This is a genomic window from Enterobacter sp. T2, from assembly GCF_010692925.1.
In the GTDB taxonomy this organism is placed as follows: Bacteria; Pseudomonadota; Gammaproteobacteria; order Enterobacterales; family Enterobacteriaceae; genus Enterobacter; species Enterobacter kobei.
Genome location: NZ_CP048736.1, coordinates 1707369 through 1732321, shown reverse-complemented (window position 1 = coordinate 1732321; position 24953 = coordinate 1707369). Strand labels below are relative to the sequence as shown.

General features: G+C 52.8%; 26 protein-coding genes, 2 tRNA genes and 1 other RNA gene. 13 read left to right on the top strand and 16 right to left on the bottom strand.

Going from position 1 to position 24953, the window contains the following annotated elements:
* Positions 1 to 31 precede the first annotated feature (31 nt).
* Entirely contained in the window at positions 32 to 1081 is a 1050-nt protein-coding gene (gene trhO / locus G0034_RS08175; protein WP_014883346.1) for an oxygen-dependent tRNA uridine(34) hydroxylase TrhO, read from the bottom strand.
* A 221-nt stretch (positions 1082 to 1302) separates the two neighbouring features.
* Here trhO and G0034_RS08170 point away from each other — a divergent pair, with 221 nt between their 5' ends.
* The 3 genes from G0034_RS08170 (at position 1303) to G0034_RS08160 (ending at position 4061) form a co-directional block, all read left to right on the top strand.
* A complete protein-coding gene (locus G0034_RS08170) occupies positions 1303 to 2229 on the top strand; it encodes a Kdo(2)-lipid IV(A) acyltransferase (protein WP_023332678.1) in 927 nt (308 codons plus the stop codon).
* A gap of 142 nt (positions 2230 to 2371) precedes the next feature.
* Positions 2372 to 3589, top strand: coding sequence for a multidrug efflux MFS transporter MdtG (gene mdtG / locus G0034_RS08165; protein ID WP_014883344.1), 1218 nt, complete (start codon positions 2372 to 2374; stop codon positions 3587 to 3589).
* A 97-nt stretch (positions 3590 to 3686) separates the two neighbouring features.
* The gene (locus G0034_RS08160; RefSeq protein WP_008500834.1) at positions 3687 to 4061 is read left to right on the top strand and encodes a MysB family protein; all 375 of its coding nucleotides are present in this window, start codon (positions 3687 to 3689) and stop codon (positions 4059 to 4061) included.
* Positions 4062 to 4067: 6 nt separating this feature from the next.
* Here G0034_RS08160 and G0034_RS08155 read toward each other — a convergent pair whose 3' ends face one another.
* The 3 genes from G0034_RS08155 to mdoG form a co-directional block, all read right to left on the bottom strand.
* Positions 4068 to 4295, bottom strand: coding sequence for a YceK/YidQ family lipoprotein (locus tag G0034_RS08155; RefSeq protein WP_014883343.1), 228 nt, complete (start codon positions 4293 to 4295; stop codon positions 4068 to 4070).
* An 85-nt stretch (positions 4296 to 4380) separates the two neighbouring features.
* Positions 4381 to 6909, bottom strand: coding sequence for a glucans biosynthesis glucosyltransferase MdoH (gene mdoH / locus G0034_RS08150; RefSeq protein WP_023338244.1), 2529 nt, complete (start codon positions 6907 to 6909; stop codon positions 4381 to 4383).
* Positions 6902 to 8455, bottom strand: a complete 1554-nt coding sequence (mdoG, locus tag G0034_RS08145; protein WP_032628846.1) for a glucans biosynthesis protein MdoG — start codon at positions 8453 to 8455, stop codon at positions 6902 to 6904. Before mdoG ends, mdoH begins: the two co-directional genes overlap by 8 nt.
* Positions 8456 to 8709: 254 nt before the next feature.
* Between mdoG and mdoC the strand changes: the two genes are divergently transcribed.
* Positions 8710 to 9849 carry a glucans biosynthesis protein MdoC gene (gene mdoC / locus G0034_RS08140; protein ID WP_179120702.1) on the top strand — a complete coding sequence of 380 codons (1140 nt, stop codon included), beginning with the start codon at positions 8710 to 8712 and terminating at the stop codon, positions 9847 to 9849.
* A 35-nt stretch (positions 9850 to 9884) separates the two neighbouring features.
* Here mdoC and ymdB read toward each other — a convergent pair whose 3' ends face one another.
* The 5 genes from ymdB to csgB form a co-directional block, all read right to left on the bottom strand.
* Positions 9885 to 10427, bottom strand: coding sequence for an O-acetyl-ADP-ribose deacetylase (gene ymdB / locus G0034_RS08135; RefSeq protein WP_014883339.1), 543 nt, complete (start codon positions 10425 to 10427; stop codon positions 9885 to 9887).
* Positions 10428 to 10508: 81 nt separating this feature from the next.
* Positions 10509 to 10829, bottom strand: a complete 321-nt coding sequence (locus G0034_RS08130) for a YmdA family protein (RefSeq protein WP_014883338.1) — start codon at positions 10827 to 10829, stop codon at positions 10509 to 10511.
* A 159-nt stretch (positions 10830 to 10988) separates the two neighbouring features.
* On the bottom strand, positions 10989 to 11321 hold the full coding sequence (gene csgC / locus G0034_RS08125) for a curli assembly chaperone CsgC (protein WP_023337081.1): 333 nt from the start codon (positions 11319 to 11321) through the stop codon (positions 10989 to 10991).
* Between the two features lie 60 nt (positions 11322 to 11381).
* On the bottom strand, positions 11382 to 11834 hold the full coding sequence (gene csgA, locus G0034_RS08120) for a curli major subunit CsgA (protein ID WP_014883336.1): 453 nt from the start codon (positions 11832 to 11834) through the stop codon (positions 11382 to 11384).
* A 41-nt stretch (positions 11835 to 11875) separates the two neighbouring features.
* A complete protein-coding gene (gene csgB, locus G0034_RS08115) occupies positions 11876 to 12331 on the bottom strand; it encodes a curli minor subunit CsgB (protein ID WP_014883335.1) in 456 nt (151 codons plus the stop codon).
* 756 nt (positions 12332 to 13087) lie between these two features.
* Between csgB and csgD the strand changes: the two genes are divergently transcribed.
* From csgD to csgG, 4 genes are read left to right on the top strand one after another with little or no spacing between them, the layout of a single operon-like run.
* The gene (csgD, locus tag G0034_RS08110; protein WP_014883334.1) at positions 13088 to 13738 is read left to right on the top strand and encodes a biofilm master transcriptional regulator CsgD; all 651 of its coding nucleotides are present in this window, start codon (positions 13088 to 13090) and stop codon (positions 13736 to 13738) included.
* A gap of 4 nt (positions 13739 to 13742) precedes the next feature.
* Positions 13743 to 14132, top strand: coding sequence for a curli production assembly/transport protein CsgE (gene csgE / locus G0034_RS08105; protein WP_014883333.1), 390 nt, complete (start codon positions 13743 to 13745; stop codon positions 14130 to 14132).
* A 23-nt stretch (positions 14133 to 14155) separates the two neighbouring features.
* Positions 14156 to 14569, top strand: coding sequence for a curli production assembly/transport protein CsgF (gene csgF / locus G0034_RS08100; protein ID WP_014883332.1), 414 nt, complete (start codon positions 14156 to 14158; stop codon positions 14567 to 14569).
* Between the two features lie 26 nt (positions 14570 to 14595).
* Positions 14596 to 15429, top strand: a complete 834-nt coding sequence (csgG, locus tag G0034_RS08095; RefSeq protein WP_014883331.1) for a curli production assembly/transport protein CsgG — start codon at positions 14596 to 14598, stop codon at positions 15427 to 15429.
* Between the two features lie 43 nt (positions 15430 to 15472).
* On the opposite strand, the gene G0034_RS08090 is transcribed toward csgG, so the two are convergent.
* The 4 genes from G0034_RS08090 to ghrA all read right to left on the bottom strand — a co-directional run bounded on the left by G0034_RS08090 (position 15473) and on the right by ghrA (position 18387).
* The gene (locus G0034_RS08090) at positions 15473 to 15955 is read right to left on the bottom strand and encodes a DUF1097 domain-containing protein (protein ID WP_072252892.1); all 483 of its coding nucleotides are present in this window, start codon (positions 15953 to 15955) and stop codon (positions 15473 to 15475) included.
* Positions 15956 to 16057: 102 nt separating this feature from the next.
* A complete protein-coding gene (locus tag G0034_RS08085; protein WP_014883329.1) occupies positions 16058 to 16606 on the bottom strand; it encodes a TorD/DmsD family molecular chaperone in 549 nt (182 codons plus the stop codon).
* A 20-nt stretch (positions 16607 to 16626) separates the two neighbouring features.
* A complete protein-coding gene (locus G0034_RS08080) occupies positions 16627 to 17364 on the bottom strand; it encodes a phosphatase (protein ID WP_014883328.1) in 738 nt (245 codons plus the stop codon).
* 84 nt (positions 17365 to 17448) lie between these two features.
* Positions 17449 to 18387, bottom strand: a complete 939-nt coding sequence (gene ghrA / locus G0034_RS08075; RefSeq protein WP_179120701.1) for a glyoxylate/hydroxypyruvate reductase GhrA — start codon at positions 18385 to 18387, stop codon at positions 17449 to 17451.
* Positions 18388 to 18619: 232 nt separating this feature from the next.
* Between ghrA and G0034_RS08070 the strand changes: the two genes are divergently transcribed.
* Both G0034_RS08070 and G0034_RS08065 read left to right on the top strand, forming a co-directional pair.
* Positions 18620 to 18707 (top strand) — tRNA-Ser (locus tag G0034_RS08070).
* Between the two features lie 44 nt (positions 18708 to 18751).
* Positions 18752 to 18888, top strand: a non-coding RNA gene (locus G0034_RS08065) — RtT sRNA.
* Between the two features lie 133 nt (positions 18889 to 19021).
* On the opposite strand, the gene G0034_RS08060 is transcribed toward G0034_RS08065, so the two are convergent.
* Entirely contained in the window at positions 19022 to 19927 is a 906-nt protein-coding gene (locus G0034_RS08060; RefSeq protein ID WP_047343588.1) for a LysR family transcriptional regulator, read from the bottom strand.
* Positions 19928 to 20036: 109 nt separating this feature from the next.
* On the opposite strand from G0034_RS08060, the gene G0034_RS08055 reads away from it, so the two are divergent.
* The 3 genes from G0034_RS08055 to G0034_RS08045 all read left to right on the top strand — a co-directional run bounded on the left by G0034_RS08055 (position 20037) and on the right by G0034_RS08045 (position 21819).
* The gene (locus G0034_RS08055) at positions 20037 to 20897 is read left to right on the top strand and encodes a pirin family protein (protein ID WP_014883325.1); all 861 of its coding nucleotides are present in this window, start codon (positions 20037 to 20039) and stop codon (positions 20895 to 20897) included.
* A gap of 19 nt (positions 20898 to 20916) precedes the next feature.
* Positions 20917 to 21594 (top strand): isochorismatase family protein, encoded by a 678-nt coding sequence (locus G0034_RS08050; RefSeq protein ID WP_058689774.1) that lies wholly within the window; start codon positions 20917 to 20919, stop codon positions 21592 to 21594.
* A 137-nt stretch (positions 21595 to 21731) separates the two neighbouring features.
* Positions 21732 to 21819 (top strand) — tRNA-Ser (locus G0034_RS08045).
* Positions 21820 to 21996: 177 nt separating this feature from the next.
* Here G0034_RS08045 and G0034_RS08040 read toward each other — a convergent pair.
* Both G0034_RS08040 and phoH read right to left on the bottom strand, forming a co-directional pair.
* Positions 21997 to 23502: an alanine/glycine:cation symporter family protein gene (locus G0034_RS08040; RefSeq protein ID WP_179120700.1), complete on the bottom strand. Its 1506-nt coding sequence runs from the start codon at positions 23500 to 23502 to the stop codon at positions 21997 to 21999.
* 406 nt (positions 23503 to 23908) lie between these two features.
* Positions 23909 to 24700, bottom strand: a complete 792-nt coding sequence (phoH, locus tag G0034_RS08035) for a phosphate starvation-inducible protein PhoH (RefSeq protein WP_014883322.1) — start codon at positions 24698 to 24700, stop codon at positions 23909 to 23911.
* Positions 24701 to 24953 lie beyond the last annotated feature (253 nt).

Here is a 24953-nt window from a genome sequence, read left to right as displayed (position 1 = left end):
CCGGCAGGATCTCGCCTGCCGGGCGTTATTATCATTCCGGGTCGGGAATACCCAGTTTGGTATTCAGACGGCCGCGTGATTTATTAAAAATCTTATTGCCGTTTTCTCGTCCCGCACGACGCCGACGCTGCTCTTCTTCCGGCAGAATACTCTCTTCACTGCACAGTTCACTGCAGCAGCCGTTAAACTTCTCGGCACAGGCAGGGCACTGGATGAAGAGCAGATGGCAACCGTCGTTTTTACAGTTGGTATGGGTATCGCACGGCGCACCGCACTGGTGGCACTGGGCAATAACGTCTTCCGAGATACGCTCACCCATACGCTCGTCAAAGACAAAGTTTTTCCCGATAAAACGCACCGGTAAACCCTGCTCGCGGGCGCGGCGGGCGTACTCGATAATGCCGCCTTCAATATGCCAGACCTTATTAAAGCCGTTGTGCTTCATCCACGCGCTGGCTTTCTCACAGCGGATGCCGCCGGTGCAGTACATAACGATTTTTTTATCTTTATGCTCCTGCATCATCTCAACCGCTTTAGGCAGTTGCTCGCGGAAGGTATCGGCCGGAATTTCCATCGCGTTTTCGAAATGCCCCACTTCGTATTCATAGTGGTTACGCATATCAATGAACACGGCATCCGGATCGTCCAGCATCGCATTCACTTCCGCGGCCTTCAGATATTCACCGACGTTCGCCGGGTTAAATTCAGGATCGTCAATACCGTCCGCCACAATGCGTTCACGCACCTTCATGCGCAGCACCCAGAAGGATTTCCCGTCATCGTCCAGGGCAATGTTCAGACGTAAGCCGTCGAGGGCGGGGTCGAAGCGATAAAGACACTCGCGGAAAGCGCTGACTTTGCTTTCCGGTACGCTAATCTGCGCGTTGATGCCTTCGCGGGCAAGGTAGACGCGCCCGAAAACGTTCAGCGCCGTGAAGGCCTGGTAAAGCGCATCGCGGGTCGCCTGCGGATCGTCGATCGTGAAGTATTTATAGAAAGAGATGGTTGTGCGCGGTTCGGTTTCAGCCAACATACGCGCTCTTAACATCTCATTCGACACGCGGTTGTGTAACACTGGCATGGTGTACAGTCCTGGAATCGTTAGAGAGAATGAAAAATCGGTCGGCATCATATAGCAAACAAAACCAATTTACATCCACACAATTTACGCTACATTTCACACACCCTGATTAATCAGGTTTAACAATTGCTCTCGTCGTACAGGTTTCGTTGGCAGATATTTTGGCAACGTCTCAAAAAATGCGACAATAGCGAAACAGGACGTTTGAACACAGGAAAGACATGACCCAGTTACCCAAATTTACCGTCGCCCTTTTGCACCCTCGCTATTGGATGACCTGGCTTGGCATTGGCTTTTTATGGCTACTGGTACAGCTTCCCTACCCTGTTATCTTCCGGTTAGGTAAATCGTTAGGCCGAATCGCGCTAACGTTCATGAAGCGTCGGGCGCGCATCGCGTACCGAAATCTTGAGCTGTGCTTCCCGCAGATGAGCGAGGCAGAGCGCCACGATATGGTCACGAAGAATTTCGAATCCGTCGGTATGGGGCTCATGGAAACCGGTATGGCGTGGTTCTGGTCAGATAAGCGCATGGCGCGCTGGAGCAAAGTGACGGGAACCGGCATGGAGCCCGTGCATACGCTTCAGGCTAACCAGACCGGCGTTCTGCTGATCGGGGTTCATTTTCTGACGCTGGAGATCGGGGCGCGGATGTTTGGCATGCAGGCGCCCGGCATCGGTGTTTATCGTCCAAACGACAACCCGGTTATCGATCTCATTCAGACCAACGGCCGCATGCGCTCCAATAAAAGCATGATCGACCGTAAGGATCTGAAGGGCATGATCCGCGCCCTTAAATCCGGTGAAGTGGTCTGGTATGCTCCCGACCACGACTACGGTCCGCAGTCGAGCGTATTTGTGCCGTTCTTTGCCGTTGAAGAGGCGGCCACCACCACCGGCACCTGGATGCTGGCACGGATGTCCAAAGCCGCCATCGTCCCCTTTGTGCCCCGCCGTATGCCGGATGGCTCAGGCTACGAGCTGATGATGCTCGAACCGGAGCTCGCGCCGCCGTTAGACGATGCAGAAACCACCGCGCGCTGGATGAACAGCGTTGTAGAGAAGTGCATCATGCTGGCCCCTGAGCAGTATATGTGGCTGCATCGCCGCTTTAAAACGCGACCACAGGGCACACCGTCCCGCTATTGATCCTCATGCGGCCCCATTCGGGCCGCCTCCTGTTTTAGCTTTAAAAGCGCTTCCGCATTGCGGCAATCATAACCCAGGCGCATAATTAGCAGGCTTATTACTTTATGCCTCAGGTGCTCAGCACCTCATTATGCGGAATGTTATGTCACCCTCAGATGCCCCCATAAACTGGAAACGTAACCTCACGGTTGCGTGGCTTGGCTGTTTTCTTACCGGTGCGGCGTTCAGCCTGGTTATGCCTTTCCTGCCGCTCTACGTCGAACAACTGGGCGTGACGGGCCACAGCGCGCTCAATATGTGGTCTGGACTGGTCTTCAGCATTACGTTTCTCTTCTCCGCGATTGCCTCACCCTTCTGGGGTGGCCTTGCCGATCGCAAGGGCCGAAAAATTATGCTCCTACGTTCTGCGCTGGGGATGGCCATCATCATGGCGCTGATGGGGGTCGCGCAAAACGTCTGGCAGTTCCTGGTATTGCGGGCATTGCTGGGTTTACTGGGCGGATTTATTCCCAATGCGAATGCCCTGATTGCCACGCAAATTCCGCGCCATAAGAGCGGCTGGGCGCTTGGGACGCTCTCCACCGGTGGCGTAAGTGGCGCCTTGCTGGGGCCACTGGCCGGAGGACTGCTGGCGGATAATTACGGCCTGCGCCCGGTCTTTTTCATCACCGCCAGCGTGCTGTTCCTGTGCTTTATCGTCACTCTGCTCTGTATCCGTGAGAACTTCACGCCTGTCGCCAAAAAAGAGATGCTCCATGCCAGAGACGTGCTGACCTCGCTTAAGAATCCCAGACTGGTGCTGAGCCTGTTCGTCACGACAATGATTATTCAGGTCGCTACCGGCTCGATTGCGCCAATTCTGACGCTCTACGTGCGTGACCTGGCGGGTGATGTCAGTAACATCGCCTTTATCAGCGGGCTCATTGCCTCCGTGCCCGGCGTGGCGGCGCTGCTTAGCGCCCCGAGGCTGGGCAAGCTGGGGGATCGGGTGGGCCCGGAAAAAATTCTGATCTGCGCGCTGGTGATCTCCGTCCTGCTGCTTGTCCCCATGTCGATGGTGCACTCTCCGTGGCAACTGGGGGTTCTGCGCTTTTTACTGGGCGCCGCCGACGGGGCGTTACTGCCCGCCGTACAGACCCTGCTGGTTTACAACTCCACGAACCAGATTGCGGGGCGTATTTTTAGCTATAACCAGTCATTTCGCGATATTGGTAATGTGACCGGACCGCTTCTCGGTGCAGGTATATCCGCCAGCTTTGGTTTCCGCGCCGTCTTTATCGTGACGGCGGGCGTGGTGTTGTTCAACGCGATGTATTCGTGGTTGAGTTTATCCCGCGCGTTACGCCCCACGACAGAATAAGGCGAAAGCCTGACGGCTTATTTTCGCATTCATACTTGCAGAATCCGATCTTCAGCTATTCTTTCCCTGAAACCTTCTGGAAAACAGGGAGACACCAATGACCATGTACGCCACGCTGGAAGAAGCTATTGATGCCGCTCGCGAAGAGTTCCTCGCCGACAATCCCGGTGTTGAGGAAGAAGATGCTGACGTGCAACAACTTAATATCCAAAAATACGTTCTGCAGGACGGGGATATTATGTGGCAGGCCGAATTCTTTGCTGATGAAGGTGAAGAAGGGGAATGTTTGCCGGTCCTGAGCGGTGAAGGCGCGCAGGCCGTCTTTGATGGTGATTATGACGAAATCGAGTTACGGCAGGAGTGGCTGGAAGAGAACACCCTGCACGAGTGGGATGAGGGCGAATTTCAGCTCGAACCCCCGCTGGATACGGAAGAAGGTCAAACCGCAGCCGATGAGTGGGACGAGCGTTGATTTACGCTACTCGTACGGGCCGTGGCTAGCATCGATGGGCAGCAACAGCGTGTCGAAAATCAGCGAAAACGGCAGATCGAGCACGGTCAGGTAGCGCCACGCGGAATCACGCACATCCCATTTCACACCCGGGTAATACTGATTCCCATGGCCCTGCCCTGGAATAGTGCGGCTGATGATGCTGCCGCAGCCGCTAAGCAGGCATGCCATCAGGACGACGATGATTATTCTCATAAGTTACCTCTAAAAAAATACCGGCGATTAAGCCGGTATTTTTATCTGGCGGGTGGCGCTACGCTTACCCGCCCTGGTTAACAACTTACTTCGCCTTCAGTGCAAGCGGATTCAGCTTCACGTCTTTGTAGTAGTTCACCCACGAAGAATACTTTTCCGGAGCGGACCATACGCGATAGTGAAGCCTTGCCATCGTGACCGGATCGCTCAGCAGCACCAGACGACGGTCGCGGTTGAGTTTTTCCGGCGTCTCGTTAAGCGCCTGCTCAACGTGACGATCGCGGGCAATCTCCAGCACATGACTTGCACGGTGACGCGCTGTCGCCATGGCTGTTGCCAGGGCGTTAAATGACGGGTTAAACACGGCGTGCATAAAGCCATCATCCAGCGTGCGATTGCGGTTCTGCTCCAGATAGGTATCGGTATCCACCAGCACCTTCGGCGGGGAGTACTCTTCCGGGATCAGGAACAGTTTCCAGCGTTTAGTCCGCAGTCCCACCGTTGAACGGCTGGAGATCACAGAGACGAACGGCGACAGGATCAGCGAGAAGACAATCGGCGCCAGCCAGAACAGGAAGCGCAGATCCAGCCAGGCCATGCCCGCCGCCCACACCAGCCCCAGCAGCAGCTGAGAACCGTGACGCATGAAGGCTTCGCCCCACGGCGTGGAGTCGTCATCACGCTGCGGTGAGTTCCAGACCACTTCCCAGCCCAGGAACGCACTGACCACAAACACGGTGTGGAACAGCATACGCACCGGTGCCAGCAGCACGGAGAACAGCACTTCCAGCAGCAGTGAAAGGGTCACGCGGAAGAAACCGCCGTACTCTTTCGAACCTTTGCACCAGATCAGGATGATACTGAGCAGCTTAGGCAGGAACAGCAGCACCATGGTAGACGCAAACAGCGCAATTGCCAGCTCCGGACGCCACTGCGGCCACACCGGGAACAGCTGGCGCGGTTGCAGGAAGTATTGCGGCTCCGTCAAAGCATGGACGACCTGCAATGCAGTAGAGAGCGCAAGGAACATGAACCACAGCGGTGCAGAGAGATAAGACATCACGCCCGTCAGGAACACCGCGCGGTGAACCGGGTGCATCCCTTTGACAAGGAACAGGCGGAAGTTCATCAGGTTGCCGTGACACCAGCGGCGGTCACGCTTGAGCTCATCCAGCAGGTTCGGCGGCAGCTCTTCGTACGATCCCGGGAGGTCGTAGGCAATCCAGACGCCCCAGCCCGCACGACGCATCAGCGCAGCTTCCACGAAGTCATGCGACAGAATAGAACCGGCAAACGAACCCTCACCTGGCAGCGGCGCCAGCGCACAGTGTTCAATGAACGGCTTCACGCGAATAATGGCGTTGTGACCCCAGTAGTGCGATTCACCCAACTGCCAGAAGTGCAGACCGGCAGTAAACAGCGGCCCGTAAACACGGGTGGCAAACTGCTGGCAGCGCGCATAAAGCGTGTCCATACCGGACGCTTTTGGCGAAGACTGAATGATCCCCGCGTTCGGGTTGGCTTCCATCAGACGCACCAGACCGCTCAGGCAGTCACCGCTCATGACGGAGTCCGCATCCAGCACCACCATGTAGCTGTACTGGTTACCCCAGCGACGGCAGAAGTCATCGATGTTACCGCTTTTACGCTTCACACGACGGCGACGACGACGGTAGAAGATCTGACCTTCGCCCTGTACTTCTGCAATCAGCTCCATCCACGCTTTTTGTTCTGCAACGCAGATATCCGGGTTGTAACTGTCGCTCAGAATATAGACGTCGAAATGCGCCGCGTTGCCGGTCGCCTTGACGGACTCCCAGGTCGCACGCAGGCCCGCAAATACGCGGTCAACGTCTTCGTTACAAATAGGCATGATCAGCGCGGTACGGTGCTCAGGATTGAGGGGTTCATCCCCGACCGTTGACGCTGAAATGCTGTATTTGTCCCGCCCCATCAGCAATTGCAGGAAGCCCATTAGCGCGGTCCAGAAACCGGCCGAAACCCAGCAGAACAGAACCGCAAACAGCAGGAGGATGCCGCTTTGCAGGATATAAGGCAGTAGCTGCATGAAGGAGACCCAGAGATCCTGGCCCATCATGTCCGTTGGGTTAATAAACGCCCAGCCCTGGTAAGGCAGAATGGTTTTCATGTACCAGGTCGCTACAACCGTTTGTGCCAGCGTCAGAAGCAGCAGGATGTAACGGCGAATAGTCCCCACGGTACGCCATTTCTGCTCAGAGGCCTGCTCTTCTTTCGTCAGGCGTGACAGATAGCGCGGCGTCACATCACGCCCACGCAGGCGATCCCAGAAGCGGCCAACCGGGTTGGTGCGCCATGGATCGGGGAACATAGAGGAACGCGTCGCCTTCGGCATCGCCTGAAGCTGATCGCGTCCTTCGTCGTCTTTAATCAACTGCCCTTCTGCCAGCGAGTCTGGCCATGCCTGCTCCAGACGCGCTTTTACTGACCCCAGCGGCGTATCATCATCACGGGAAAACTGACGATGTTCACCATCCAGCGCGGTGTGAACCGCGCGGATGTCGCTCTTAGGCAGCGCCGCTTTTTCGATATCCGTCAGCGGCATGGCATCAATATATTCAGATGTATTATTCATTGGCAGGTAGCTGATAGCTCCAGGTTTCACTCAGCGGCTGATCGTCACTGACCAGCGCAGCACGCATTTCAGTGGTCTGTTTCGGATCTTTCACTTTCACGCGCAGGGTCAGACGCCAGCCTTTGGTTACCGGATTGTAACGCACCGTGTTTTCAACGATTTCACCGTTATCACCAATGCTGGCCTGAGCCGACACCGCCGTATCCGGAGACAGTTTCTTCATATCCTGGCCTGTGAAGTCCACGACAAACGCCACGGTACCGTCAGGCTGACGGATAAGGTTAGACTGCTTCACATCACCCGTTGAGCGGCGAGTCTGCATCACATACGCGTTATCCGGCGCATGCAGCTTATCTTCGTCGCGGCTGAAGGTAATGGTGTACTTGAAGTTCATCTCTTTGCCGGCTTCCGGCAGTTGATCCGGCGTCCAGTAAGCGACGATGTTATCGTTGGTTTCGTCGTTGGTTGGAATTTCAACCAGCTCTACCTTGCCTTTACCCCAGTCGCCTTTCGGCGTAACCCAGGCGCTTGGGCGCAGGTCATAACGATCGTCCAAATCTTCAAAGCGAGAGAACTGACGGCCACGCTGCAGCAGGCCAAAGCCCTGCGGGTTTTCCATCGCAAAACTGCTTACTGCCAGATGTTTCGGATTATTCAGCGGACGCCAGATCCACTCACCGTTACCGGCATGAATAGACAGACCATTGGAGTCATGCAGTTCCGGGCGGAAGTTGGTTGCCGGCGACGGCTGGTTTGGCCCAAACAGGAACATACTGGTAAGCGGCGCAACGCCCAGTTTGCCCACTTTGTCACGCAGATAGACTTTAGACTGCACGTCAACGACCGTGTCACGACCCGGCATAATCACAAAGCGATAGGCACCGGTTGCGCGCGGGGAGTCCAGCAGCGCATAAATAGTCAGACGTTTGTCCGTTGGTTTTGGACGTTCAATCCAGAACTCGCGGAAACGCGGAAACTCTTCACCTGATGGCAGCGCGGTATCAATGGCCAGACCACGCGCAGAAAGCCCGTACACCTGCCCCGCGCCAATCACGCGGAAGTAGCTGGCGCCAAGCATGCTGACGATTTCGTCGTTTTTATCTTTGCTGTTAATCGGGTAAAGCACCTTGAAGCCTGCGAAGCCCAGGTCTTTCACCGTATCTTTGTCGTGTTGCACATTGCCAAAATTGAAGTAATCCGGGCTGTACTTGATCTTACGTACCGCGGTCGCCGTCACTTCATTGATGGCAACAGGCGTGTCGAAGTACATACCCTGATGATAAAATTCAAGCTTGAACGGGGTTTTAATGTTGTTCCAGTACGCTTTATCGTGATTGAACTGGATCTGCTGATAGTCCGCATACTTCATGTCGCGGAAAACGGAGGGCAAGTTACTTTTCGGCGCTTCGTAGCTCTTGCCTGCCATCGATTTTGCCTGTTTTGCGACATCGTCGATGTTAAAGGCCAGTGCCGATGAGGTATACAGTGATAACACGACTGCAGCACCCACCCAACGCATTTTCATCATCTGTGGTTTATGTTTCATAATAAGTAAGCACTTCCCCCTTTGTGTGCTTATATCGATCCGATCCATTTTAATGGAAACTCAGGCAATCCGACAACATAATCACTGCTTTGTTCAGCTACTGGCTCATGGATTAAGCAAATGAAAGAACCCGCGATTCACTTTGCGTGCTTATCCTGGAGACAGTGTGTCGGTCTTGGTGTAGGGTTGGCGTCGAATGTAACCATTATGAGTCTTAGGGATAAGACGAAAAGTCTGAGAATGCACAAAGTTATATGAGCACATCACCAACAGAACGTGAATATTTCCTCGACTCGATCCGGGCATGGCTGATGCTATTGGGGATCCCCTTTCACATTTCACTGATTTACTCCAGCCACACGTGGCATGTTAATAGCCAGATGCCCTCCTGGTGGCTCACGCTGTTTAATGACTTTATTCACGCCTTCCGTATGCAGGTGTTTTTTGTCATTTCAGGCTATTTCTCCTACATGCTTTTTTTACGCTATCCGCTGAAGCGCTGGTGGAAAGTCCGCGTAGAGCGCGTGGGTATTCCTATGTTGACCGCCATCCCGCTGCTGACGCTGCCGCAGTTCATTATGCTGCAGTATGTTAAAGGCAAAGCAGAGAACTGGCCGAATCTTACGCTGTATGAAAAGTACAATACGCTGGTCTGGGAACTGGTGTCTCACCTCTGGTTCCTGCTGGTACTGGTGGTAATGACCACGGTCAGCCTGGTGATCTTTAGCCGTCTGCGCCGTCATTTAAGCACGACCGCTGACGCCTTCTTCGCCAACGTCACGCTGGGCAAACTGTCGGTGCTCTTTTTGCTGCTTGGCGTTGCTTATGCCGCCGTGAGACGCACTCTGTTTATCGTCTACCCACCGATACTGAGCGACGGGTTGTTTAATTTTGTGGTGATGCAGTCGCTGTTCTACATTCCGTTCTTTTTAATTGGCGCACTGGCGTTTATTTATCCGAAGCTTAAAGCCTTGTTTACCACACCGTCACCGTGGTGCGCAGTGGGTGCCGCCTTCGCGTTTGCGGCCTATCTGCTGAACCAGCGCTACGGTAGCGGCGACGCCTGGATGTATGAAACGGAAAGCGTGATCACTATGCTGCTGGGCTTGTGGATGGTGAATGTGGTGTTCGCACTCGGCCACCGCTTGCTGAACTTTAAGTCCAGCCGCGTGACCTACTTCGTCAATGCTTCACTGTTTATCTATCTGGTGCATCACCCGTTGACGCTGTTCTTCGGGGCTTACATCACGCCGCATATCGCCTCTAACACGCTGGGCTTCTTTACCGGACTGGTGTTTGTGGTGGGCGTGGCGATCGTGCTCTACGAGATCCATCTGCGGATCCCTCTCCTGCGTTTCCTGTTTTCAGGCAAACCCCAGACGAAAACTGCCTGAGCAGCGTGGCGCACTGACGGTGCGCCACGTTTGTTTCAACTCTCCAACGCTTGTCTGCGCTGCGCCAACAACCGCTGATACAGATGCAGGGTGTCTTCATCAAAACAGACAAAGGTCACCTTCTCTGGCAGCGGTTTCAGCGACAGGTAGCGGTAAACGGTTTCTACCGCGATGGTCGCCGCTGCCGCCTTAGGATAACCATACACGCCGGTACTAATTGCCGGAAACGCCATCGTTTTGTATCCGTTGTCGGCGGCAAGCCGTAGGCAGTTTCGGTATGCCTCTTCCAGCAGACTCGCTTCATGGTGGTCGCCGCCCTGCCATACTGGGCCAACGGCGTGAATCACCGCTTTGGCCGGAAGGTTGCCCGCAAGCGTAATCACCGCATGGCCCGGCGGGCATTCGCCCTGTTGCTGACGCACGATTTTACAGGCTTCCAGCAGCTGCGGTCCGGCAGCGCGGTGAATAGCACCGTCAACCCCGCCTCCCCCCATCAGGGAAGGATTGGCCGCATTGACGATGACATCGACATGCTGGGTCGTAATATCGCCATGAATCACTTCAATTTGCGGTTTCATAAAAGCCCTCTGCTACCCGCCTTTTTCTTAAGTGTATCGCAGAGGGGTTATTGAGAAAAACGATCGGCGGTAAAACACGAATTAGCGGTACTGGATCTGAACCACTGCGAGCGTTTTTTCAGGATTAAGGTATTTCATATCCACTGTCGCCAGGCTGGAAGGTGTCGTCATGCCGTTCAGCGCATCGTCGTAACTGACCATACGGGTTTGCATACGGTTTTTATCCGGGCACGATACCGCCAGCTGCCGATGTTGCTGCGTAACTTCACACGGGTCAGCAACGATTGCACCGCGAAAGTGAATGACGCCCCCTTCCGCAAAAGTGGCCGAATGCGCAGGAACGATAAAGGCAGAAACGAGCAGGCCCAAACCTGAAATAAGATGTGCAAAATTGTGGGTCACGATAGGTACTCCTCAATGAAAATCGTCCATGAGGGGCAAACGCGCTTCATTATGTTAACGAAGTGTCACGTTACGGAACATTACGACACAGTTCCTGATAACAGCATAGCTCAACGGCACAGACCCGCCACCTTCGCAACGCATTGATATTATGAATGATTAGAGCGCGCGCCCTCCAGGCGACCACTGTTGTGATAAATGAAGTGCTTTTCCATCAGTGACGGTTACCACGATCGTTACCGTGTCTCCCGCTGAGATATTTAAACTCAAGCGCATTAAATCAATCGCCTGATTAGCGGGGATAAAAAGTGTGTTTTGCTGGCGGGATGAACTTTGTCCACTCTGCCCTTCGCGCAAAGAGACAATCTGGACCTGACAATCACACGATTCCGTCAACGTGACCTGCGGAATAATGGTGGTCATATTGCCCTGCTGTGAGGTTTGAAAGGTTATCTGGCTCGACAGCGCGGCGAGGAGAATTAAGGTATTCATAATTAACTCCCGAAAAAAAACAGGGCATCAGCCCTGTTTTTTGTAGCACAGATGTCAGTATCAGTACTGATGAGCTGTCGCGTGGTTACCAAAGCCAATCTGGGTAACGTTGACGGTGGAGTTAGACGCCGTCTGGTCTACCAGTGCGCCGTTAAGGCCACCGTACTGGCTGACATTCATCACGGAATCTTTACTGTTCCACTGATCAAGTGTCGCACTGTTGCCAAATCCGTTCTGGGTCAGGTTAATGCTACTGTCGTCAGACCCCTGGCCAACGTCAGCGCCGTTACCGCCACCGGTCTGGCTAATATTCAGAACTGAATTTCTGGCATCAGTCTGCAGGGCCAGCGCGGAGTTACCGCCACCATTCTGGTAAATATTCAGGGTTGAATTTGGGCCACCGTATCCGCCATGACCATGTCCATGACCCCATCCGCCCTGGTTAATCATACCAGCCATAGCACTACCAGAAACTACGATTGCTGCAAGTGCTGCCACTTTGATAAATTTCATGGTAAACCCCCATCGGATTGATTAAAGTCGTCGCGAAATAACTAGCGTTGAATAACGCGAATTGCCATCTGCGACTGTTTCTGCACTACAACTGCGGTTTTCTGCGTACCGTACTGCGTAATATTTGCTCTATTACCCGACCCTTTCTGGATAATTTTTGCACTATTACCATATCCATCTTGCGTAATACCTGCATCGTTCCCGTTACCGCTCTGATCGATCCAGGCAATATTGTAAGTCCCTGATTGATCAACTCTCGCTCTGTTGCCTGCACCATCCTGGGAAACGACTGACAAGAGTTTCGACCCTTCCTGGCGAATCTGAGCGTCATTAAATACGCCCTGTTGACCAATAATGGCTGCCTGATTTAATGATGAACGACTTAATTCATTAACCGCAAAATTATATTCAGCATTCGCCAAATCAGTATTAGCCGCGGTTACAAATCCAGGCACACCCAGTAATGTAAACATCAAAAATAACGATGTGTTTTTCATGTTGTCACCCTGGACCCGGCTACCTGAAAACACCCTGTTCGTATTTCGTGTTAAACGACTCGTTTTTTTGTTAACGCGTCGTTACGGTGAAGAGTATGTCCGCTGAAACATTTTAAATATCTCACCCGCGTGGCTTATTTTTATTTCTCAGGTCACCACAAAGTCTTAATTTGCAGAAAAAATACACATTACACAGGCTGGTTTAATTTTTTATAGAATATTTATGCGCGTTGTGTCGTACAACGACGACAAGCCTGCCCACGCGTTCCTCGGCGTTGTTTAAGCGTAACGGCAGGATGGCATTTTGTTCATCACGTGACACAGGACGTGTTTTCTTAAGCCAGAGAGAGGAGAACATAACGGCTTAGAAAGTATCAGTTACTCATACCAAAGCTTAACGTCTCCAAAATAAAAATTAAGACATAAAATCAATCTGTTAATAAAATTTGTATGATTTTTAAAATCTGTGCACGCCTATTTATATGTACAACTTTCATATCAAATAACAACATTCAAAACAGCCAATATTCACAAATTAATATTGATTTTTACATCTTGTTACATGATTAACACTTGCTTTAAACTTCGTAAAAGCTAGATTGAAATTAGCTGTACGAAATTGGTTTTATATTTACCTCCCTGTGGAGGTTATGTTCTGATTCTACACACAGCAGTGCAACATCTGTCAGTACTTCTGGTGCCTTCCTCTTTTCAGGAGGGCAGCTGTCAGGTGCCAAAAATAAGTGGGGTTTCATCATGTATAATGAAGTCCATAGTTTACATGGTCATACATTACTGTTGATCACAAAACCTTCTCTGCAAGCGACAGCTTTATTACAACATTTAAAGCAATCTTTATCATTGAACGGGAAATTGCATAATATTCAACGTTCTTTTGATGATATTGCGCCTGGCAGCATCATTCTGTTTGATATGATGGAAGCTGATAAGAAGCTTATCCATTACTGGCAAGATAACTTAAGCAGGAAAAACAATAATATCCGCGTGTTATTATTGAACACTCCTGATGAATACCCTTTCAGAGATATTGAAAGCTGGCCGCATATCAATGGCGTGTTCTACGTCACTGAAGAAGAAGGCCGGGTGGTAGAGGGTCTGCAGGGCATATTGCGCGGAGAGTGTTATTTCTCGCAAAAGCTGGCCAGCTACCTCATCACGCACTCCGGTAACTACCGCTATAACAGTTCGGAATCCGCGCTGCTCACGCACCGTGAAAAAGAGATCCTGAACAAATTACGCATTGGTGCTTCAAATATTGAAATCGCCCGTTCGTTATTTATCAGCGAAAATACGGTAAAGACGCACCTTTATAATCTTTTCAAGAAGATAGCTGTTAAAAATCGAACTCAGGCTGTTTCATGGGCAAACGATAACCTCAGGCGTTAATCACATGAAGCGCACGTTGAGTTGGATCGCCGCAGCGAGTTTCTTGCTCGCTGCAGGGAATCTGCAGGCCGTCGAGGTCGAAGTTCCCGGATTGTTAACTGACCACACAGTCTCATCGATCGGGCACAGTTTTTACCGGGCCTTCAGTGATAAATGGGACAGTACCTACACGGGTAATTTAACAATCAACGAGCGGCCCAGTGCACGTTGGGGAAGCTGGATAACCATCACGGCTAATCAGGACGTTATTTATCAAACGTTTTTATTCCCCTCGAAAACAGACTTCGATAAAAACGTGGCCTTAGCACTGGCTCAAACTGAAGACGCTATTAATCGCCTGCAAATAGACAAAGCGCTATTAAGCACCAGCGATTTAGCAAAAGATGAGTTCTAGCGAACCGATATGCGGAGGCTGTCATGCGTATTGCATATGCAGTTGTTTCGATAATGCTTATTACCCCTCTTTGCTGGGGCGGAAATATGACGTTCCAGTTCCGTAACCCTAACTTTGGCGGTAACCCTAACAACGGTGCGTTCCTGCTGAATGAAGCTCAGGCGCAAAACTCCTATAAAGATCCCAGTTATAAGGACTTTACCGTTGATACCCCTTCCGCACTGGATAACTTCACCCAGGCTATCCAGTCGCAAATTTTAGGGGGATTGCTGACAAACATTAACACCGGCAAGCCCGGCCGAATGGTGACCAACGATTTTATTGTCGATATCGCCAACAGAGACGGACAACTTCAGTTGAACGTAACCGATCGTAAAACCGGAAAAACCTCCACCATTGAGGTTTCTGGCCTACAAAGCAATTCAACTGACTTTTAAACAATAGCTAAATAAGGACAACGATCATGCAGCGCTTCCTGATATTTGTTGCAGTGTGCTTATTGAGCGGTTGTTTAACTGCTCCGCCTAAAGAAGCTGCAAAACCAACATTAATGCCTCGGGCTCAGAGTTATCGTGATTTAACCCATTTGCCTTCTCCAACGGGCAAAATATTTGTCTCGGTATACAACATTCAGGATGAAACAGGGCAATTTAAGCCCTACCCGGCCAGTAACTTCTCCACGGCAGTGCCGCAAAGCGCCACCGCCATGCTGGTTACCGCACTCAAGGATTCGCACTGGTTTATACCGCTGGAACGCCAGGGGCTACAGAACCTGTTAAATGAACGAAAAATTATTCGTGCTGCACAGGAGAATGGCACCGTCGCGGACAATAACCGAATGCCTCTGCAGTCTCTGGCTGCGGCAAACGTCATGATCGAAGGTTCGATTATCGGATATGAGAGCAACGTTAAATCGGGTGGTGTGGGAGCACGTTACTTTGGGATTGGCGCGGATACCCAGTATCAGCTCGACCAAATTGCCGTTAACCTACGTGTCGTCAACGTCAGTACCGGTGAAGTGCTCTCCTCGGTAAACACCAGCAAAACGATATTGTCTTATGAAGTCCAGGCGGGGGTATTCCGCTTCATCGATTACCAGCGTTTACTGGAAGGTGAAATTGGTTATACCTCGAATGAACCGGTCATGATGTGTCTGATGTCAGCCATTGAAACCGGCGTGATCTTCCTGATTAACGATGGTATCGATCGCGGGCTGTGGGATCTGCAAAACAAATCAGACGTGCAGAACCCGATCCTGGTGAAATACCGTGATATGTCCGTGCCTCCGGAATCCTGACAGGAAGCGCATAAAAAAGGCGAGATGATTATCTCGCCTTTTTTTATTCACTCACCACGGTGATGTTTTGCGTTTTTTCCCGTCGCGCCGCCAGCCAGAGACCGCTGTTCTTCATGGCATAGCCAAACAGCAACCCCAGCGCCAGTGAAGGGACGACCAGCTTCCACTCCCCCTGCCCGGCAAAGGTCGCGCACGCCCCCATAAAGGTGCCCGGTACAAACGACAGCAGCAGATGCCTCGCCTGAATACACATCAGGAAGGCAACGACCCCCGTCATGACGTAGCCCAGAATCTCCAGATGCGGCGCCAGCGCGCTGCCTTTCATGATAACCAGCGCCCATATAACGCCGCTCATCAGCGTGCAACCTGAGATAAAGAGCCCTTTCAGCCCTCCCTGCGGGCAGGCGAAATAGGCCGTGCAGCCAAGGAAGCCAGCCCAGCTTAATAAACCGAGAGACACCGCCACCCATCCCCAGATACCGGAGAGAATGCCCGTCGTGATTGCAATACAAAGTAATATGTTCATGGTGCGCATCTTAGCAGATGCGCACCATTGAAATGAGATCAGAAGCACATTACGTGCAAGTTGAAATGTATCGTTGCATAATTTTTGTGATTTAAATCACTCTTAACTCTCTTCTTCCAGCTCATCCCACATTGCTGCGATGGCGTCGCGCGTCAGCGGAGCCAGCGTTCTCCAGAACGGAGAGGTGGCGTGGGCTTCAACTTTCCCCAGGAACGTTCCAACCCACGGCAGCAGATACGTCTCGAAGAGAATTTCGATGGCTTCATTTTCATCATCACCCGCGTTGTCTTCGATCCAGGAGGCCGCCAGCAGCAGAGTACCAATATGATCGGCTGGCGTATCGCTCAGCGGCATACCGCGCTCAGAGAGGAATGCCCGCACTTCCGCTTCGGTCGCCCCTTCCTGCCAGGCAGAACGGTAGGGCGAAACGCGGCACTCTTCACCCACGAACAATGCGTTGTAATCCGTTGAGATCTGCTGCATATCACAGTTTTTCTGCAGACGTTCCAGTAACTCATCCTGTTCCAGCGGCCAGTTCTGCGCCAGCTTACCCTCGCGAATGAGCGTAAACAGCGGAACCAACAGCGGGTCCTGCGGCTGGCGATAATACAGGGAGCCCAGCACGCGGCAAAGGATGGAGAATTCATTCATTGTGTTATTCCGTTATTCAATTAAAGGTCGGCAAATTCATCAACGGGCGTCATGCCGCGCGACTCCAGGAAGTCGAGCATACGGCGTGGCGTGACGTTCAGGATCTGTGCTTCCGGGAAATTGACGTCCTGCAGCACTTTCATGCACTCGCCAAAATCCCCCAGCGTGAAGGCCGTGTGCGAATCAGAGCCCAGCGCCACCATCCCTCCGGCATCACGCACGGCGGCTGCCACTTCGCGACAGTTGGCTTCACTGCCTTTACGCGAGTGCACGAACGAGGAGTTGTTAATCTCCAGCGCCACACGGTGTTTCGCGGCGGCCTGCGCCACGGCCTGAATATCAATAGGGTATTTAGGATTACCCGGATGGCTGATGATATGCACATTGCCGCTGGCAATGGTGGCAATCATCGCCGCGGTATTGGTCTCTTTATCCTGCGGCGGGAAAACCGGCTCATGGAAACCAGCAAGGATCAGATCTAAGGAGGTCAGCATCGGGCCGGTGCAGTCGATTTCACCGTCGGTGTTTTTGATGTTCGCCTCAATGCCGCGCAGTATCCCAATGCCATCCACCAGACGTGGCCAGATCCGCATATTCACAAAATGCCAGTAGTGCGGCGCATCCGCCATATCCGGGCCGTGATCGGTTATCGCAAAGAGCTTAATACCTTTTAGCTTTGCCTGGGCGATATAATCATGGAGGTTGCTATACGCGTGGGTGCTGGCGACGGTGTGCATATGCAGGTCAACGGGATACATCTTTCTCTCCTCTGCGGTTTTTCCAAAGGATAGCAGTTATCAGCGGCGAATATTAGCAAAAACCCGGCCAACGCCGGGTTTCTCTCAGTAGCCGCGCTGTCGGTCGACCTGACCGGTAACCGCGTTCCCCTTCTCTATTTCACCGATAGTATGCGAGATATAAGCCACCGCCTCAGCCGGTCGCGTCACGGCGGCGACATGCGGGGTCATTGCCACGCGAGGGTGTCGCCATAGAGGGCTTTCTTCAGGCAGCGGCTCACGGCTGTAAACATCCAGCATGGCACCTTTAAGCTTTCCGCTATCCAGCGCCTTCAGCAGATCCGGCTCCACCAGATGCACCCCGCGCGCAAGGTTCATCAGGTAGCTCTGATCGGCCAGCTGATTGAGCAAGGCTTCGTTGATAATCCCCACCGTTTCCGCCGTATTCGGCAGCAGGTTGATCAGCACGCGTGTGCCTTTCAGAAACGCCGGGAGTTCATCCATTCCGGCAAAACTTTCAACGCCCGGATACGCTTTACGGCTACGGCTCCAGCAGCGTAACGGGAAGCCCCACGGGGCAAGGGCTTCAGCCACCTTTGAGCCCAGCACGCCCGCCCCGAGGATACCGATGGTAAAGTCTTCACGTTGATATTCCGGCAGCGGCTCCCAGTGGGATTGCTGCTTAAAGGCCTGATAATCATCAAAGCGGCGGAACCAGTGCAGGACCTGACTGACGGCATATTCCTGCATTTGCTGGCCCATACCGGTATCTTCCAGGCGGAACAGGGGGATATCTTCCGGCAGCATCTCCGGGTGTGCCTTCAGTTTGCTCAGAATGGAATCCACGCCAGCGCCAAGCGCAAACACGGCCTTCAGTTTACGGCCCTGAAGCATCTCAACGGGTGGATGCCAGACCAGCGCATAGTCAGCATGTTCGTTATCGCCCCGCTTCCACTCACGAACGCGCGCGCCCGGCAGTGCTGCCGACAGTGCTTTAATCCAATAAGCCGTATCAAAAGTGGGGTGATAGAAGAGTATATCCATAGTCATTCCTGCCTTTTTTCGCGCTGTTTTGTTTTCATTTTCAAATGGATTGTCAGCATAACAAATTTATGGCGCTATGTTATTGCTGATAAAAAAGACGCTTTTCGCACATTTCGGAATCAGGTTGCCTGAAGTTTGTCTAAACACGCTAAATTACTGAAAAAGTGAGTTGACGGCAGTTCGGCTTTTCCTTACATTAGCGCCCGTCCCGGCAACAACGGGATGACAATATGGTGAGGTGTCCGAGTGGCTGAAGGAGCACGCCTGGAAAGTGTGTATACGGCAACGTATCGGGGGTTCGAATCCCCCCCTCACCGCCATATTCAAAATGAGAGCTCGTACGAAAGTACGGGCTTTTTTCTTTTATATTCTCCAGCGGGGGGGGATGAGAATCCCCGACCGGGGTTCGACAACTGGCGTAGCCAGTTGGACAGACTGAGAGCGCAGCGAGCAGGCTGCCCGCAGGGCGAGCGAAGCGAGTCAATCCCCCCCTCACCGCCATATTCAAGATGAGAGCTCGTACGAAAGTACGGGCTTTTTTCTTTTATATTCTCCAACAGGGGGGGATGAGAACTTTGCTTCCTCTGCGGTGATGGTGTCGGGTGGCGCTTCGCTTACCCGACCTACAAAGAATTTACTCCTCAACCATCCGCGCATACTCTTCGGTTAGAAAATCGACCAGCGTCCTGACCGATGGCAGTAGACCGCGCCGCGAAGGATATACCGCGTGGATCACTTCCCGTCTGGGCTCCCAGGCATCCAGAACCCGCACCAATTCCCCTTTCGCCAACTGATCTTTAACCATTAAAATCGGCAACTGCACCACGCCTACGCCCGCCATCGCCGCTTCCCGCAACGCCAGCATATCGGTAGTTATAAAGCGCGGCGTGTAGTGGATTTCGGCTTTCGCCCCCTCCGGACCGCTCAGATCCCATTTATGCAGTTGCTTGCCCGCCCCCATACTTAAACCCGGCCAGTCGCTGAGTTCAGCAGGCATCATCGGGTTGCCCATCCGCTCAATCAACGCCGGGCTCGCCACCAGGCAGTGTCCTCTGTCAGCCAGCACCCTTAACACCAGATCGCTGTCATCAAACGGACGCGGACGAACGCGGATCGCCACGTCAATGCCTTCACCTACCAGGTCAACCCGCCGGTTGGTGGCCTCCAGCTGAAGATTGATCCCCGGGTAGCGCGCCATAAACCGCGCCAGCATGGGCCCCACATGAACGTGCAGCAACGTGACAGGACACGTTATCCTGACAACACCGCGCGGTTCAGCCTGTAAGGCAGCCACCGCCTCCTCCGCCGCTTCAGCCTCGACCAGCATGGCTTTACAGTGCTGATAGAACGTTTGCCCCACCTCCGTCACCGTAAACTGCCGCGTGGTACGCTGTATCAACCGCACACCCAGCCGCTCTTCCAGTTGCGCAATCCGGCGGCTCAGTTTCGATTTAGGCTGATCGAGCGCCCGACCTGCCGCTGCAAACCCACCGTGGTCCACCACTTTCACAAACCATACGAAATCATTGAGATCCTGCATACGCCCTCATTGTTCCATTTTAAGAACAGTGAATGTCATTTTCACTCTCTACCGGGATATTAGCTCTGAATATAAGCTAATTACATCGACAGCACATCAGGAGTTAATCATGAAAACCGTAACAGGCGTCTATACCGCACCTCGTCCCCATTGGGTCGGAGACGGTTTCCCGGTTCGTTCGATGTTTTCCTACCAGACGCACGGTGAATCACTCAGTCCGTTCCTGCTGCTGGACTATGCCGGTCCCTACACCTTCCCGGCGGATGGCGCGAAGCGTGGCGTGGGCGAGCACCCTCACCGTGGCTTTGAAACGGTCACCATCGTCTACTCCGGCGAAGTGGAACATCGTGACTCCAGCGGCAAAGGCGGGGTCATCGGACCGGGCGACGTGCAGTGGATGACGGCGGGCGCAGGCATTTTGCACGAGGAGTTCCACTCCAGCGCGTTCTCGCAGAAAGGCGGCGAACTGAAAATGATGCAGCTGTGGGTCAACCTGCCCGCCAAAGACAAGATGGCAGCGCCCGGTTACCAGAGCATCACGAAGGCGGATATCCCTGTCGTCACGCTGCCGGATAGCAGCGGAACGTTGCGCGTCATCGCCGGCCGCTTTGACGAGGTGACTGGCCCGGCTCATACCTTCTCACCGCTGAATGTGTGGGATCTGACACTACGCCAGGGCAGCCACCTGACGCTCAATCAGCCTGAAGGCTGGAGCACGGCGCTGGTGGTACTTGAGGGCAGCGTAACGGTGAACGGCACCACGCCAGCGGGTGAGGCACAGCTGATCGTATTCAGTCAGCAAGGCGACAAGCTTCATCTGGAAGCAAACGGCGACGCAAAAGTACTGCTGATGGCCGGCGAGCCGCTGAATGAACCGATTGTGGGCTATGGCCCATTTGTGATGAACAGTAAAACCGAAATCGCGGAAGCCATTCGTGATTTCAACTCCGGCCGCTTCGGCCAGATCTAAACGTAATAAGGAGCGCAAAATGTCTACCCCTGCAAACTTCAACGGTACACGTCCCGTCATTGACGTAAACGATGCGGTCATGCTGCTTATCGACCACCAGAGCGGGCTGTTCCAGACCGTCGGCGATATGCCGATGCCAGAACTGCGCGCCCGTGCGGCGGCGCTTGCAAAAATCGCCACCCTGGCGAAGATCCCGGTGATCACCACCGCTTCCGTCCCACAAGGACCGAACGGCCCGCTTATCCCGGAGATCCACGCCAATGCGCCGCATGCTCAGTACGTGGCCCGCAAAGGTGAAATCAACGCCTGGGATAACCCGGAGTTTGTGGCGGCGGTAAACGCTACCGGACGCAAAACGTTGATCATTGCGGGCACGATCACCAGCGTCTGCATGGCCTTCCCGTCGATCAGCGCGGTTGCGGATGGGTATAAAGTCTTTGCGGTAATTGACGCCTCCGGGACCTACAGCAAAATGGCGCAGGAGATCACCCTCGCGCGTGTGATGCAGGCCGGTGTGGTACCGATGGACACCGCGGCGGTGGCGTCTGAGATCCAGCGAACCTGGAACCGCGAAGATGCTGCGGAGTGGGCTGAGGTGTACACCCATATCTTCCCGGCGTACCAGCTGCTGATCGAAAGCTATAGCAAAGCTCAGGAAGTGGTTAAAAACAGCGAAGTGCTCGATTCACAGCGTTAATTCAGCCCTCAGCGGCATGTGCTGATTAAGGCTTAACCGAACAAGCACGAATACAGAAAATCTGCTTGACCGTGTAAGCGCAACTCCCTATAGTAGCGCCCCGTTGCCCCCCACGCGGTCAGGCAGCAAAACAATATGGTGAGGTGTCCGAGTGGCTGAAGGAGCACGCCTGGAAAGTGTGTATACGGCAACGTATCGGGGGTTCGAATCCCCCCCTCACCGCCATATTCAAGATGAGAGCTCGTACGAAAGTACGGGCTTTTTTCTTTTATATTCTCCAACAGGGGGGATGAGAATCCCCGACCGGGGTTCGACAAAACCCGTAGGCCCGTGCAAGCGTAGCGCCGCCGGGCGAAACGTTGTCAGCAGTCTGAGCCCGTATTGCGATACGGGCTGTCACGATTAATTGTTCAGTTTCCCTGCGCTTTGCTCTCTCACGACAGAAGTCGTCTGCCCCGGATTCGCAGCCGGTTCATCCTTACGCTCTCCCAGCCAGTAATCGGCATTTTTAATTCCCAGTCGAACCGGATCAAACTGTGGATCCAGTCCCTGTGCATTCTGGGTTTCATAATCCTTAAGGCTTACAAAGGCTTTTTTATGTAAAAGTACAATGGCAATAATGTTAAGCCATGCCATCATCCCAACCCCAATATCCCCCAGTCCCCACGCCAGATCCGCGGTGCGGACGGTCCCGTACACGGTGGAAGCCATCAAACATAATTTGAGCAGGAATGTCAGCCAGGGACGGTGAATTTTACGGTTGATGTAGGCGATATTGGTTTCGGCGATATAGTAGTACGCAATAATGGTGGTAAAGGCGAAGAAGAACAGCGCAATGGCAACAAAGTAATTACCAAAGCCCGGCATCATACTTTCCATCGCCGTCTGAACATAGCCAGGACCTGCGGCCACGCCTGCAATCCCCGTATAGAGTGCAGCGCCGTCGACGCCCTGAACATTATACAGCCCGGTGATCAGCAGCATAAACCCGGTCGCGGAGCAGACAAACAGCGTATCGATATAAACTGAGAATGCCTGCACCAGCCCCTGTTTCACCGGATGGCTCACCGCTGCCGCAGATGAAGCATGCGGTCCGGTCCCCTGTGCCGCTTCATTGGAATAGACGCCGCGCTTAACGCCCCACATAATCGCCTGACCCAGAATCGCGCCAAAGCCCGCTTCAAAGCCAAAAGCACTTTTCCAGATCAGCAGAATAACACCAGGAAGCTCGGCAATATTAATCGCGATAATAACGCAAGCCACAATAATATAGCCGAGTGCCATAAACGGAACGACCATACTGCTAAAACTGGCGATCCTTTTCACACCACCGAAAATAATAAAGCTTAACAGTACGGCAAGTAATGCCGCCGTGACATTGGGATCAAGCCCAAAAGCTATCTCCAGGCTGGCGCCAATCGAGTTTGCTTGAACCCCTGGCATTAATAAACCGCAGGAGAAAATGGTGACGACTGCAAATAACCATGCATACCATTTGACCCCTAATCCTTTTTCGATATAAAAGGCAGGACCGCCACGATATTCACCGTTGATTTTTTCTTTATAAACCTGGCCCAACGTAGATTCCACAAACGCTGAGCTGGCACCCAAAAACGCCACCATCCACATCCAGAAAAGTGCGCCCGGTCCACCGAAGGTGATTGCGGTGGCGACACCAGCAATGTTTCCGGTCCCTACTCGTCCTGCCAGCGTCATCGTCAGTGCCTGGAAAGACGATACCCCTGCATCGGTAGGACGCCCCTGGAACATCAAGGTAATCATATGTTTTATATGACGTAACTGCAAAAAACGACTACGTAATGAGAAATAGAGACCGACACCCAGACATAAGAATATTAACGCCGGGCTCCAGATAACACCGTTAATTGCACCAACCAGTTCGTTCATGTATGACCCTCAACGTGATGTTCCAGGGAAACGGTTCCCCATGGGATTTTCTTGTTAGAATGTTGTTTGAATCAGTACGAAACATAGATAATTACCCTCAATACACCAACTTAATTTTTACAACTTAGTAACATTATGTGACAACATTCACGTTTAAATTTGAACGAACAATTAGCGCGATCATGATATTCATGGGTATTTTGTGGATATTATAAATACGCATCACATTTCGCCAGGCGTTATAAAAACCCACCGCTGAAATGAATACCGAAATGATGAATTCCGTACGACAGGCGATCTATTAAAAGATAACCAGGCGCGAGTAGAGCACATGAATAAAAGAAGCTTCCCGGCATGATGCCGGGAAGGGATTACTTAAGAAGGATAAAACGGTAATGTTTTACCTTCAGTCGGAATAGACTTGCAACGTCCGCTGACACAGTGCCGAACGCACGCAATCCTCTTTCGTGAAGCGTACCACCCCAATCATCTCATCTTCCTCAAAACGTGACATCGCGTCGCTCAGCCCGGATTTCACGCCGGATGGCAGGTCACACTGGGTAATGTCGCCGTTAACGATGACCGTCACGTTCTCCCCGAGGCGCGTTAAGAACATCTTCATTTGCGCAGCGGTCACGTTCTGAGCCTCGTCAAGAATGACGACCGCATTTTCAAATGTACGTCCGCGCATATAGGCGAACGGCGCGATTTCCACCTTGCCAATCTCTGGTCGCAGGCAGTACTGCATAAAGGATGCACCCAAACGCTTCACCAGCACGTCATAGACGGGTCTGAAGTACGGGGCAAACTTCTCCGAAATATCGCCGGGCAGGAAGCCGAGATCTTCATCCGCTTGCAGTACCGGACGGGTAACAATAATACGCTCCACGTCCTTATGGATCAGCGCTTCCGCCGCTTTGGCTGCACTGATCCAGGTTTTCCCGCATCCGGCTTCACCGGTTGCAAAGATGAGCTGTTTACTCTCGATAGCATTCAGGTAGTGCGCCTGAGCCTCATTGCGCGCCACAATTGGAGAATGATCACGGCTGTCTCGGGCCATGCCAATTGCTTCTACGCCACTCATCTGCACAAGCGAGGTGACCGATTCTTCTTCACGCTGTTTATGGCTACGTGAGTCCCGTCTCAGCACACGTTTTGCCTCGCGACGAGCTTTGATCACTGCTTTTTGTCTTCCCATGGATAGCACCTTGAGTTGTTGGTATTCATCACACGTGCCAGCGTCGGCACGATTATGCGCACGAACATCAGAGGGTTGGCTTCCTTGTAAGCCATTGCTTGCTTTATCAGATGACGATACAGAACGGCTACGCGCACCAGTCTGCACGTCGGTCGAATCAGATTCTTGAGGAGAGGGGGAGAATTTAGTGGTGAGGAAATCGCTGCCGGAGTCTGAGCCTCCGCGCCGGGTGCTGCGGTTGTTATGTTTACCT